Here is a 13,057-nt window from a genome sequence, read left to right on the forward strand (position 1 = left end):
ATGTTAACGGAGAGGAAACGGGTTAGGGCGACAATAAAGGCTCAACCATAAAGCAGCTTATGCGAAGAACACGAACTAACCCGAAGACAGGTATTGCGTATCGGAAAGCTGGCACCGCGCTTGCGGTTGCTGTGACGTTCGCCCTGTATCCGGCTTTTACGCGTGATGCCTTCGCCTTCAAACTGTTCGGCATGCGCCTGTGGGGTTCGGAAGAACCGGAGGTCGAGGTTATCAACCCCGTCAAATATGCCGTCACGCTCAACGCTCCCGACGCTGACAAATCCCTGACGGACAGCCTCGAAAACAGTTCCCTTCTTTTGGCCGACAAGGACAAGCCTGCCTCAGGCGATCTCGGACTCCTGATAAAGGCAAGGGACGACAGGGACAGACTGATTGCAGCGCTTTATGAAAACGCCCGCTATGGCGGTATTGTCAATGTCACCGTGGCCGGGAGGAATGTCGACGACCTGCCGCCCAACCCGGTTTTCGACCATAGCGCGCCCGTTCCCGTGGTCATAACCGTTACGCCCGGTCCCAAATTCACACTCGGCAATATCCGTCTCGAAGGCGACGTCACAGGCCGCAATCTCGAGGAATACGGCCTGACGACGGGCGGCGATGCGGGCTCCCTGGCGATCATCCGCGCCGGCAACAAGCTGATCGATGATCTGAAGGCCGAAGGCCGCCCGCTTGCCAAGCTGACGAAACGCGAGGCCGTTGCAAACCACGCGACAAACACTGTCGACATCACCATAGCGGCCGAAGGCGGCCCCGTCGCCCCACTCGGCACGGTCACCGTCACCGGTGAAAAAACCGTCGATGGGGATTTCATCCGCCGCTATTCGCGCCTCAATGGCGGCGAGCCCTATTCGCCGGAAAAACTGCGCAAGGCCGCCGATCGCCTGCGCCAGCTCGGTGTTTTTTCCAGCCTGACGATCAAGGAGGCAGGAACGCTCGCCCGCGACGGCACCATTCCGTTGACCATCGAAGTGTCCGAAGGCAAGCACCGCTATTTCGGCGTCGGCGCACAATATTCCACCACCGAAGGCATTGGTCTTCAGGGCTACTGGGGCCACAGAAACCTGTTCGGCCAGGCCGAATCGCTGCGCATCGAGGGCTCGGTCTCGCGCATTGCAGAGGCATCGAGCGTGGAAGGCATGGACTATTCGGCGGGCATTACCTTTACGAAGCCCGGAATGTTCAATCCCCGCACGACATTCAAGACCAGCCTGATTGCCAAGACCGAGCATCCGGACACCTACGAAGCCAAGACGCTGACTGGGACTGCCGGTTTCAGTTATGAACTAAACGATACCGACACGGCTGCCGCGGGCCTGGAGGTGCAGTGGGCCGATACAGACGACGCCTTCGGAAAGAACGAATATCTTACCACGTCCATTCCGCTGGAATTCGTTCGCGATACCCGCGACGACAAGCTCAACCCGACCGAAGGCTTTCGTGCATCGGTGGCCGCCAAGCCCAGCTATGAGGCCCTGAACGGCACCTTCTTCTCCTCTTTCGAAGGTTCGATTACCGGGTACAAGGGGCTGGGCGCCGAAGACAGGCTGATCATGGCCGGAAAACTGTCGGGCGGCGTGCTCGTCGGCGGAAGCGACCTGCAGGACATCCCCACCACCCGCCGCTTTTATGCCGGGGGCGGCGGGTCGGTGCGCGGCTATAGCTATCAGGAAATATCGCCTTATAATGCGGCAGGCGACGCGACCGGCGGTCGCTCCTATGTCGTTGGCTCCATTGAAGCCCGCATCAAGGTCACCGACACGATCGGTATCGTACCTTTTATCGATGCGGGTGTGGTCTCGGAAGACGTGACCCCGGACTTTTCCGACATTCGGGCTGGCGCCGGCATCGGGCTGCGTTACGCGACACCCTTCGGGCCTCTGCGTCTGGATGTCGCCACGCCGCTAGACAAATACGATGGCGGCAACAGTTTCGGCATTTATGCTGGCATCGGTCAGTCTTTTTAAACGCCGCAGTCGAACACCCTTGCAACAGAGTGTAGATTACCCTTTATGAAAACGTTGATTCGATTGCTGAAATGGCTGGGCTACGCTGCCTTGTGCGGCGTGGTACTTCTGTTGCTTGCAGCCTTTTTCGTCGGTTTTACGCCGATGGGCGCGAGAATAGCCGCAAAGCAGATTTCATCGCTTGTATCGACACCCGATCAGATAATCGAGATTTCTCCGCCCAGCGGGCTTTTGACGGGGCATCTGAGGCTCGACAACGTCACTCTTTCGGATCGGCAGGGCCCTTATGCCCGCGTGAACCAGATCGCCGTCGACTGGTCACCCTTCTCGCTTCTTGCCGGCACCTTCCATGCGGACCGGGTATCGGCGGGATCGATCGATGTCCAGCGCCAACCGGTTCCGGTGAAGGAAACGACGAGCAAAAGCTCCGGCAGTTCCTCTCTGCCGATTGAAATAGCGATCGACAATTTCAGCTTTCCCGATATTCGTCTCGGCCAGCCCCTTCTCGGCCGCCCCTTTGAACTGACGGCCGAAGGCAACCTCAAGGCCGCCAGCGACGATATCAGACTGTCGCTCACGGCCCACCGGCTGAATGCCCCGGATGCGGTCGTTAACGCCGACATCGCATTTCTTCCCAACGAAAATGTCCTGAAGCTGAAAGCGGAGATGCGGGAGCCTGAGGGCGGACTTCTTGCCACGCTGCTGTCTCTGCCCGGCACACCTGCGGTCGCCATCGACCTTAACGGCGAAGGACCGCTTTCAAACTGGACCGGCAGCATGCGCGGCAACGTCGCTGGTAACCCTGTTGTCAGCGTCACCGGCCGGCACCTCCTCGCGGAGGATGGCACCCGCCGCATCGAAGTTTCGGGTGGCGGCCAGCCCGATCTGCTTCTGCCGCCCGCCTTCCGGCAGCTTTTTGCCGGTGAGACGAAGCTCGACGCAAACGCCACCCTTTCCCCACAGGGGCGCATCGAAATCGGCAGCAGTACACTGGAAACCGGCACCCTGCTGCTGACGGCCTCCGGCACCATTGATCCGAACGGCCAGAACGACCTTGCCGCCAACCTCATCGGCACAGCCGGGCCCGTCGATTTTCGCTGGCCGCTGAGCGATGGGGAGGTGCAGGCCCTCATCAACGGCCTCGATCTTTCGTTAAAGGGTGGGGCAGACGCCGCACATCTTGACACGACCGTTTCCCTGCGCAGCCTCTCTTTGCCGCAAGGCAGGCTGGACGACGTCAAACTGACGGCGCAAAGCGCTGATCTCAATATCGCCGACCGGAGCGGCACAATCGCCACCGCTCTCTCCGTAGCGCAATCGTCCTTTGTCAGCCCGGATATTGATCGGCTGGTGCGTGCGCCGCTCACCATCAATGCACCGCTCCGCCTGAGCCCATCCGCCATCGGCTTTGACAGCGCGACGCTTGAAAGCGCCAGCGTTGGCGGAACACTGAACGGCAGTTTTGACCTTACCGGCAACCGCCTCACCTCAAGCGTGCAGCTCTTCGCACTGCCCGCTACCCTTCCACCGGCTTTCGCGGAAAAGTTCGACACCACCATCGCCCTCCAGGGTGATGTCGACGTGACCATCGGTGGACGCACCAGCGTTGAAAACCTCGTCGTCAAGTCGGGAACGATCGAGGCGACAGGCAATGCCGGTCTCGAAAACGATGCATTGAGCGCCAGCCTGACGGGTAAATTTCTCGCTCTTGAAAAGTTGACGCCACAGGCAAAGGGCGTCGCCGATTTTGCGATCGAGGCCACCGGCGCGCTGGCAGCGCCGGATTTCAACGTGACACTGACTTCCGAGAGCGCAATCCTTGCCGGACGTAAGCTTGAATCGTTGCAAGTCAATGCGACAGGCAAGGCCGATCCCGCCGCTCCTCAGGCGAAACTTACGGCCAGCGGCAGCCTTGACCGACAGAAGATTGATGCCAATGCCGAATTGGTGCAAACCGAAAACGGCACTGCGATTCCCGAGCTGCGCGTAGCGGTAGGCCGGAATATCTTGAACGGACAACTGCAATTCTCGCAGCAGTTTTTGCCATCCGGCAATCTTTCCTTCAACTTTCCCGACCTTGCGCTACTCGCCGCTCTCGCTGCGCAGCAGGCGGATGGCGATATTGCCGGCGACATCGCCCTTAGCAACGCCAATGGCCGGATCGCCGCGACGATCAAAGCCAATGGCAGCAGCATCCGTCAGGGCACGACAATGATCTCCGGGTTGGCGGCCGATATTTCAATAGCCGACCTTCAGGCAATCGCCATCAACGGCAAGGTCAACGCCGATACCGTCAATGCCGGCGCGGCTGCGATATCTGACCTGAAAGCCACAATCGGTCATTCCGGCACAACGACGCAGTTCGACGTCAACGCGCGTTACGACAACGCACCGCTGGTGGTGAATGGCAGCGCCGAGACGGGCGGATCGCCCATGACGGTAAGACTCGACGCCTTTTCCGCCGCGCCCAAGGGCATTGCCGTGCGCCTTGAAAAGCCCACCACCATTGCCATCCAGAACGGTACGGCCCGGATCTCCGATTTGACCATCATCACGGGCGAAGGACGTGTCGAGGTCAACGGCACCGCCGGGTCGACGCTTGATATCAATGCCGATATCCGTTCGCTGCCCGCAAGTCTCGCAAATGCCTTTGCCAGCGGACTGGATGCGGCGGGCAGCATCTCCGGCACGGTGAAGGCCAAGGGTGCGGCATCGAACCCTGCGGTCGACTATAATCTCAACTGGGTAAATGCCGAGGTCGCGCAGACGCGCGCGGCGGGTCTCGCCGCCCTCGGCATCAAGGCGAACGGTCAATTTTCCGGTGGCACCCTGCAGATCGACACGAATGTCTCCGGTCAGGGCGGCATGGCGCTTTCAGGCGGCGGCTCGCTCGGTATCGCCGGCAATCGTCCGCTTTCGATGGCGTTTTCCGGCAGACTGCCTTTCTCAGCCGTCGCGGCACAAACAGCAGCGCAGGGCCTTGATGTGAATGGCACCGCCGCCATCGACGTGAAGATTTCCGGCAGCGCTTCCGCACCTGTCATTAGCGGCAGCATCACCACTGATGGCACGCGCCTGACCGACGTGCGCCGAAACCTCACCATCAACGATCTGGGCGCCACCATCACCTTCGACCGTGATCGTGCCGTCATCTCCCGATTGACCGGCAGGCTGGCAGGCGGTGGAACGATCTCGGGAACCGGCAGCGTCGGCATAACCGGTGGTTCGGGTTTTCCTGCCGATATATCGATTACGCTTAATCGCGCCGGTTACAACGACGGCACGCTGGTAACGACAGTGGTGAGCGGCACGCTGACGCTGAAAGGCCCGTTGCTGAATTCCCCCGTGCTGGGCGGCAACCTGACGCTGGACAGAAGCGCCATCACCATTCCGGAGAAGCTGCCGGCCTCGCTGACGGAGATCGACGTCAAGCACAAGAACGCGCCACCCAAGGTGCGCGCGCAGGCCAAGGCGCTTGGAGCCGATCAGGGCGGAAGCGGCAGCTCGTCCACCATCAATCTCGATCTGCAGGTCAATGCACCGAGCGGTATATTCGTGCGCGGTCGGGGTATCGATGCAGAACTGACCGGCAATCTGACGATCCGTGGCACCGCAGCGGTTCCGGTCATTTCAGGCGGCTTCGAAATGCGTCGGGGCAGGCTTGAAATCCTCACTCGCCGCCTTGATTTCACGACAGGAAATATCAGTTTCGGTGGCGGCCTAGTTCCGGTCCTCGACATGAAGGCGGACTCAACGGTTGGTTCAACGACCATCACCGTATCTGTTTCCGGTACTGCCAACGATCCGACCTTTGCGTTCTCCTCGGCTCCCGCTCTGCCACAGGATGAGGTGATGGCACAGCTGATCTTCGGCCAGTCCATGTCAAAACTATCCGCGCTGCAGATCGCGCGGTTGGCGGATGCCGCCGCTCAACTGGCCGGCGGGCGTTCCACATCGCTGTTCGACAAGCTCAGAAGCAATCTCGGCGTCGATGATCTTGATATTTCGACCGACTCCGAAGGACAGGCCCGTGTTTCCGCGGGTAAATACCTGAACGAAAGAACCTATCTGGAGCTGCAGCAAAGCGGCGAATCCGGCGCAAAAGCCATCATCAATCTCGACGTAGGACGCGGTGTGAAGCTGCGCGGGGAAGCGGGCGGAGATGGCGAAGGCGCAGCAGGCATATTTTACGAGAAAGAGTATTGAGATGGTTCGCATTTAGGTTTGCGAAACCATCTCATGCTAGGAATCTTCCATTGAAGACGGAAATATTGTTTCCGGCTGTTCAGGCACCAGGCAGAACGCCAAATTCGCATTGCAAGTGTCGGTGCACTTGCGCCGGCCTCCACAGCGAGCATTGGGAAGAATTCTGATGGCAATGATTAACTCTACCAATTTTGGCGGTGAGACGCTCGAAATCATCGCATTCCGCCTGCATGATCAGGAATTCTGCGTGAAGACGACGACCATTCGCGAAATCCGCGGCTGGGCGCCTTCGACGCCCATTCCCCACGCACCGAAAGACGTCATCGGCGTCATGAACCTGCGCGGCTCTGTTATCCCGATCATCGATCTGGCTCACAAACTCGGCATGAAAAGCACCGTTGCCAATGAGCGCAGCGCAATCGTAGTGGCCGAAGTGCATAACATGGTCATCGGCATGCTGGTGGATCGCGTTTCAGACATTCTGACGATCCCGGCAAACCAGGTCCAGCCGGTTCCCGAAATTTCAGCCTCCTTCGACAAGTCCTATTCCGAAGGGATCATCGCCAACGAACATGGCATGATCTGCTTCCTGAACCTTGCGAAAATGTTCAAGGGCACTGAAGCGGAAGATCTCGCGGCCTGACAAGGTCTGCGCAGGCCTCGCTGAAGAATGATAAGGACCAATCCAGACCGCCGGAGCACCTGCCGGCGGTTTTGTTTTTTCTTTCACGCATTTTATTAAATAAGAACATTTTAATATTATGGATATCTAATATTAACGCCATAGATCAGTACCGCGCCGGCAAGCCTATTACGCGGGCCGATACCTGACCCAGGGCCAACATAGAGAAGTGCCTGCATTGCTGCCTTCGGCGGCAAAACCTGTTCGGTGTTCAACGTGATATGGCGTGGACCGCATCTTCTTTGCGGCTTGCCGCGCCGTGGGCTGACTTTGGGGGACTTGTAATGCTGGGGTTAGGAAAAAGCGCAGACAGTAGAAATATGCTCGATGCGATATCAAGATCGCAGGCGGTCATCGAATTCGATCTCAAAGGTAATATCCTCACCGCAAATAAGAATTTCTGCGCGGCACTGGGTTATGACCTCACAGAGATCGTCGGTAAGCACCACCGCATATTCTGCGACAGCGAGCTTGCCGCGTCTCGCGCCTATCAGGAATTCTGGGACTCTCTCGCCCGTGGCGAGTTTCAGGCCAGGGAATTTCGCCGTATCCGCAAGGACGGCTCGGTGATCTGGATCGAGGCCTCCTACAACCCGGTTTTCCGTTCGGGCAAGCCCTATAAAGTGGTCAAGATCGCAACAGATATCACCGCAAAAAAGATCGCGGCCGCGGAAGATGCGGGCAAACTGGAGGCGCTCTCCCGCTCGCAAGCCACCATTGAGTTCTTTCCTGACGGTACGATCATCACCGCCAATCCAAACTTCTGCGCTGCGGTGAACTATGACCTCAAGGAAATCGAGGGCAGGCACCACCGCATGTTCTGTGATCCTGCCTATGCCGCCTCGTCCGCCTATGCAAATTTCTGGCAACGACTGGCATCAGGCGAATTCATTTCGGACGAGTTTGTCCGCTACGGGAAGAACGGCAAGGAAATATGGATCCAGGCCGCCTATAATCCGGTTGTCGATGAAACCGGTAAAGTGGTGAAGGTGGTGAAATTTGCCACCGACGTCACACCGCGCATGAGCGCCATTCGCATGCTTGCAGATGCCCTGCGGGCGCTGGCCGAAGGCGACCTTGTACAACGCATCGACAATAGCTTCGTGCCCAGCATGGAAAAACTGCGGGCAGATTTCAACGAGGTCGTCGCCAAGCTGCAGGCCACGATGCAGACGATCGCGCATAATGCCTCGACAATCGCATCCGGATCCGGCGAAATCCGCATCGCCGCCGATCAGCTCTCGCAACGCACCGAACAGCAAGCCGCCTCGCTGGAGGAGACCGCTGCGGCGCTGGAGGAGATCACCACCACCGTAACCGATGCAAGCCACCGCGCAGGTGAGGCCGGTAAACTGGTGCTGCGGACAAGAGAACATGCCGAGCATTCCGGCGACATCGTTCAGCAGGCAATTTCCGCCATGGATGCGATTTCGAGGTCCTCGGGCGAAATCACCAATATCATTGGCGTTATAGACGACATCGCTTTCCAGACCAATCTCTTGGCCCTCAATGCGGGCGTTGAAGCAGCGCGCGCCGGGGAAGCGGGCAAGGGGTTCGCCGTCGTCGCACAGGAGGTCCGGGAACTCGCACAGCGATCCGCCGTTGCCGCCAAGGAGATCAAATCCCTCATCAACACCTCTCGCGAGCAGGTCTCCAACGGCGTGGATCTGGTGGGCAGAACCGGCGACGCCCTGCGGGACATCCAGTCGCAGATGGGCGAGATCGACACGAACGTCTCGGCCATCGTTGAAGCATCCCGCGAACAGGCGAACGGTCTCAGGGAGATCAATCAGGCCGTCAACGTCATGGATCAGGCCACCCAGAAAAACGCCGCGATGGTAGAAGAAACCACCGCCGCCAGCCACGGGCTCGCTACAGAAACGGAAAATCTGCATGAATTGCTGCGGCAGTTCAGAATCGCGCACGACGCGTCACCCGCACGCCCCGTCGACAAGCCAGCCGTCCTCACCAGGCTGCCGGTGCCGCAACCGCGATATGCTGCTTTACCAAGGTCTCATGGAAACGCAGCAGCCGAATGGGCGGAGTTCTAAGGGTCTCTTTGAAGTCTGAGGCCGTCGGGAACGGCGGCCTCTACGTCATAAAATGATACGATCCGCCCTGGTGAAGATCTCAAAATCTTCACCCCGCACGAGTGCGACAAGGGTGATACCCGAGCTTTCAGCGGTTTCGATGGCGAGCGCGGTGGGTGCGGAAATCGCCGCCAGAATGGGACTGCCAAGGATGGCGGTCTTTTGGACCATTTCTACCGACAGGCGGCTGGTCACAACCACAATGCCCCCATTCGGCGGTAGGCCTGCATTGACAACTGCACCTGCAAGCTTGTCGAGCGCATTATGGCGACCGACGTCTTCACGAACAGCAAGCAGCCCCTTTTGAGGATTGTAGAAACCCGCGCCGTGAACCGCTCTCGTTTGGCGATTAAGGCTTTGCGCTTCATTCAGTGCTTTCATCGCAGCAACAATATCATCCCCGTAGACGGAGAGTTCAGAGCCGCTCAGGACCGGGACCACTCGGACCGCCTGTTCTATCGATTCGATGCCACAAAGACCGCAGCCGACAGGGCCTGCCATATGCCGCCGTCTCGCCCTGAGCGCATCCGCATTGGCATCCTGCAAATCCACCTGAACGTCGAAGCCCTGCCCCGCCTCGATCACCTCGATTGACCGGATTTCCGCCCGTGTGGATATGATGCCTTCCGTCAGACTAAATCCGACCGCAAAATCGACAAGATCTGCGGGGCTGGCCATCATCACGGCATGGGTGCTGCCACCATAGGAAAAAGCAACCGGCACTTCCTCGGGCACCGCTCTATCGCCCTCGATCAGGGTCCCTGACCGCAACGCGGTTCTCGTGACCCCTCTGTAGCTCGCTTTTGCCGACACGCCGATCACTCCTCCATGACCAAATCTGCTTCGTGTTGCGCACCCGAGCAGCATTTCTTCGGGATATCACATCTAAACGAAAGCTCTGAAAATCGGAATCGGTTTCCGAGGCTGCCCGGTTGAAACGCAATCGTTGAAGCGCGCCTTTGCTAGACTCATGTTCCGTAGGCGATAATTGATGCAACCCGGTCAACGTGATTTTGAAGCTTATGTGGGCAGGCTGAGGACGACGAAGGCAATCGTACCCGCTGACCCGTTAAGCAGCAGGTCAAAACAAAAAAAGCGACCGAGACGGCCGCTTTCTGGTTCGGATTTTTTGTGGGCAGTCATTCTTTCGAACCCGCCCGGTGCTTTCAAGCAGCGACGAGAACCTCATGCAGGTTCGTCAGTTCGTAAAGGTGCTTTTCAAGCTTGGTCAGATGCTCGTGGTGATGATTGCCTTCTTCGATTTCGGCCTTGGCCGCATCGATGCGACGCTGCAACGTGTCGGGAGACATGTCATCGGCCGAAACAGCGGATTCGGCAAGAAGCGTGCAGCCCGTCGGGAGAATATCGGCGAAGCCACCGAAGACGACATATTTATGCGTTTCACCAGAAGCGAACTTCACCGTGACCAAACCCGGCTTGATCGTGGTCATCGTCGGCGCATGGTTGGCCAGAACGGTCATTTCACCCAGCGTGGCCGGGATGACGACTTCCGTAACCGTTTCGGAAACGAGCAGACGCTCCGGGGAAACGAGATCGAATTTGAAACTGTCAGCCATGGCTATTCACTTCTTTTCAATTACGCGGGCGTCACGGACTTGTCTGTTACAACGCCGACAAAGCCTTATCGGTTTCGCCACCATTGTCGGCAAGGCGCGCGGCTGAACCACGCGCCCGCCAATTCATGATCAGGCAGCTTCGGCAGCCAGCTTCTTGGCCTTTTCAATGGCTTCTTCCATCGAACCGACCATGTAGAAGGCAGCTTCCGGCAGGCTGTCATATTCACCATTGACCAGGCCCTTGAAGCCCTTGATCGTGTCTTCGAGCGCAACGAGCTTGCCCGGCGAACCGGTGAAGACTTCGGCAACGAAGAACGGCTGCGACAGGAAGCGCTCGATCTTGCGGGCGCGGGCAACCGTCAGCTTGTCTTCTTCCGACAGTTCGTCCATGCCGAGGATGGCGATGATGTCCTGAAGAGCCTTGTAGCGCTGCAGGGTCGACTGAACCTTACGAGCCACTTCATAGTGTTCTTCGCCGACGATCATCGGGTCGAGCATGCGCGAGGTGGAGTCGAGCGGGTCAACGGCCGGGTAGATGCCCTTTTCAGCGATCGAGCGCGACAGAACTGTCGTGGCGTCCAGGTGGGCGAACGAGGTAGCAGGAGCCGGGTCGGTCAAGTCGTCGGCGGGGACGTAAATGGCCTGAACCGAGGTGATCGAACCCTTGGTCGTGGTGGTGATGCGTTCCTGCATCTGGCCCATGTCGGTTGCCAGCGTCGGCTGATAACCCACAGCCGAAGGAATACGGCCGAGCAGAGCCGACACTTCCGAACCAGCCTGCGTGAAGCGGAAGATGTTGTCCACGAAGAACAGAACGTCCTGGCCTTCGTCACGGAAGTTTTCAGCGATCGTCAGACCGGTCAGAGCGACGCGGGCGCGGGCGCCCGGCGGTTCGTTCATCTGGCCGTAAACCAGCGCAGCCTTGGAGCCTTCGCCACCACCGAGCTTGTTGACGTTCGATTCGATCATTTCGTGGTAGAGGTCGTTACCTTCACGGGTACGCTCACCAACGCCGGCGAATACCGAGTAACCGCCGTGTGCCTTGGCAACGTTGTTGATGAGTTCCATGATGAGAACGGTCTTGCCAACTCCGGCGCCGCCGAACAGGCCGATCTTACCACCCTTGGCGTAAGGAGCCAGAAGGTCGACGACCTTGATGCCGGTGACGAGGATCTGTGCTTCGGTCGACTGTTCGACGTAAGCAGGAGCGTCCTGATGGATGGCGCGCTTGGAAGCGGTCACGATCGGACCAGCTTCGTCAACCGGCTCGCCGATGACGTTCATGATACGGCCGAGCGTTTCCGGACCAACCGGAACGGAGATCGGAGCGCCGGTGTTCGAAACGCTCTGACCGCGAACGAGACCTTCGGTCGAGTCCATGGCGATCGTGCGAACGACGTTTTCACCGAGGTGCTGCGCGACTTCCAGAACCAGGCGGTTGCCGTTGTTCTCGGTTTCGAGCGCGTTCAGGATCGGAGGCAGTTCGCCTTCGAACGCCACGTCGACAACAGCGCCGATAACCTGGGTAACCTTGCCCGCGCCGTTCACCGCTGCGGTTTTCTTGGGGGTAGCTGCCTTAGCCATTATCCTTACCCTCTTTCCTTACCTCAGAGCGCTTCCGCGCCCGAAATGATTTCAATGAGTTCCTTGGTGATCTGAGCCTGACGCTGACGGTTGTAGGACAGCGTCAGCTTGTTGATCATCTCACCGGCATTGCGCGTTGCGTTATCCATCGCGCTCATCTTGGCGCCCATTTCACCGGCAACGTTTTCGAGCAGAGCCCGGAAAACCTGAACCGAAATGTTGCGCGGAATAAGGTCTTCCAGAATAGAAGCCGCATCCGGCTCATATTCATAGACAGCGTTCTGCGTTGCTGCATCCTCTTCCACAACAGGCGTTGCGGCCGGAATGAGCTGCAGGCCGGTCGGGATCTGGCTGATGACGGACTTGAATTCCGAATAGATCAGCGTGCAGACATCGAACTCACCGGCGTTGAAGAGCGAGATCACCTTCTTCGCGATCTGGTCGGCATTTTCGAAACCAACCTTCTTCACGTCGCGCAGCTCGATGCGCTCGATGATGTTGGCTGCAAATTCGCGACGCAGGGCGTCGTAACCCTTCTTGCCGACCGTGATGATCTTGACCGTCTTGCCTTCCGAAATCAGCTTGCGGGCGTGATCGCGGGCAAAACGGGCGATTTGCGAGTTGAAACCGCCGCAAAGACCACGCTCAGCCGTGCAGACGACGAGCAGATGCACGTCGTTCTTGCCGGTGCCGGTCATCAGCGCCGGAGCAACGTCCGCCTCGACCGCATTCGCGATGTTGGCAAGAACGGCGCTCATGCGCTGAGAATAAGGCCGGGCGGCCTCCGCAGCTTCCTGGGCGCGCCGAAGCTTCGCCGCGGCGACCATTTTCATCGCCTTGGTAATCTTCTGCGTCGCCTTTACGGAGGCAATGCGGTTTTTCAGATCCTTTAGTGAAGGCATCCGTTATCCGTCCGAGTAAAAGAGCCCTGAT

Annotated in this window: 8 protein-coding genes; 4 read left to right on the forward strand and 4 right to left on the reverse strand. The window is 58.5% G+C overall.

From position 1 onward, the window contains the following. Positions 1 to 59 precede the first annotated feature (59 nt). The 4 genes from BTN45_RS12025 (at position 60) to BTN45_RS12040 (ending at position 8,924) form a co-directional block, all read left to right on the forward strand. A complete protein-coding gene (locus tag BTN45_RS12025) occupies positions 60 to 1,985 on the forward strand; it encodes an autotransporter assembly complex family protein (protein ID WP_184288512.1) in 1,926 nt (641 codons plus the stop codon). 45 nt (positions 1,986 to 2,030) lie between these two features. Next, entirely contained in the window at positions 2,031 to 6,191 is a 4,161-nt protein-coding gene (locus tag BTN45_RS12030) for a translocation/assembly module TamB domain-containing protein (protein ID WP_207588029.1), read from the forward strand. Between the two features lie 166 nt (positions 6,192 to 6,357). Next, positions 6,358 to 6,834: a chemotaxis protein CheW gene (locus BTN45_RS12035; protein WP_003504949.1), complete on the forward strand. Its 477-nt coding sequence runs from the start codon at positions 6,358 to 6,360 to the stop codon at positions 6,832 to 6,834. A gap of 323 nt (positions 6,835 to 7,157) precedes the next feature. Then, positions 7,158 to 8,924: a methyl-accepting chemotaxis protein gene (locus tag BTN45_RS12040; protein ID WP_246751647.1), complete on the forward strand. Its 1,767-nt coding sequence runs from the start codon at positions 7,158 to 7,160 to the stop codon at positions 8,922 to 8,924. Between the two features lie 45 nt (positions 8,925 to 8,969). Here BTN45_RS12040 and fdhD read toward each other — a convergent pair whose 3' ends face one another. From fdhD to BTN45_RS12060, 4 genes are all read right to left on the reverse strand, one after another. Next, complete coding sequence (fdhD, locus tag BTN45_RS12045; RefSeq protein ID WP_207588039.1) at positions 8,970 to 9,785, reverse strand: formate dehydrogenase accessory sulfurtransferase FdhD; 816 nt, start codon at positions 9,783 to 9,785, stop codon at positions 8,970 to 8,972. Between the two features lie 344 nt (positions 9,786 to 10,129). Then, complete coding sequence (locus tag BTN45_RS12050) at positions 10,130 to 10,540, reverse strand: F0F1 ATP synthase subunit epsilon (protein WP_004443766.1); 411 nt, start codon at positions 10,538 to 10,540, stop codon at positions 10,130 to 10,132. Positions 10,541 to 10,669: 129 nt separating this feature from the next. Beyond that, the gene (gene atpD / locus BTN45_RS12055; protein ID WP_004443768.1) at positions 10,670 to 12,124 is read right to left on the reverse strand and encodes a F0F1 ATP synthase subunit beta; all 1,455 of its coding nucleotides are present in this window, start codon (positions 12,122 to 12,124) and stop codon (positions 10,670 to 10,672) included. Positions 12,125 to 12,147: 23 nt separating this feature from the next. Then, positions 12,148 to 13,026, reverse strand: coding sequence for a F0F1 ATP synthase subunit gamma (locus BTN45_RS12060; protein WP_004443770.1), 879 nt, complete (start codon positions 13,024 to 13,026; stop codon positions 12,148 to 12,150). Between the last annotated feature and the right edge of the window lie 31 nt (positions 13,027 to 13,057).

The organism is Rhizobium sp. ZX09 (assembly GCF_017357485.1).
Classification (GTDB): Bacteria; Pseudomonadota; Alphaproteobacteria; order Rhizobiales; family Rhizobiaceae; genus Agrobacterium; species Agrobacterium pusense.

What these genes read in the sequence shown, in the direction of transcription:
- BTN45_RS12060 (WP_004443770.1), bottom strand. Translation starts at nt 13,026, where the DNA reads ATGCCTTCACTAAAGGATCTGAAAAACCGCATTGCCTCCGTAAAGGCG.
- BTN45_RS12025 (WP_184288512.1), top strand. Translation starts at nt 60, where the DNA reads ATGCGAAGAACACGAACTAACCCGAAGACAGGTATTGCGTATCGGAAA.
- BTN45_RS12040 (WP_246751647.1), top strand. Translation starts at nt 7,158, where the DNA reads ATGCTGGGGTTAGGAAAAAGCGCAGACAGTAGAAATATGCTCGATGCG.
- BTN45_RS12050 (WP_004443766.1), bottom strand. Translation starts at nt 10,540, where the DNA reads ATGGCTGACAGTTTCAAATTCGATCTCGTTTCCCCGGAGCGTCTGCTC.
- BTN45_RS12030 (WP_207588029.1), top strand. Translation starts at nt 2,031, where the DNA reads ATGAAAACGTTGATTCGATTGCTGAAATGGCTGGGCTACGCTGCCTTG.
- atpD (WP_004443768.1), bottom strand. Translation starts at nt 12,124, where the DNA reads ATGGCTAAGGCAGCTACCCCCAAGAAAACCGCAGCGGTGAACGGCGCG.
- BTN45_RS12035 (WP_003504949.1), top strand. Translation starts at nt 6,358, where the DNA reads ATGGCAATGATTAACTCTACCAATTTTGGCGGTGAGACGCTCGAAATC.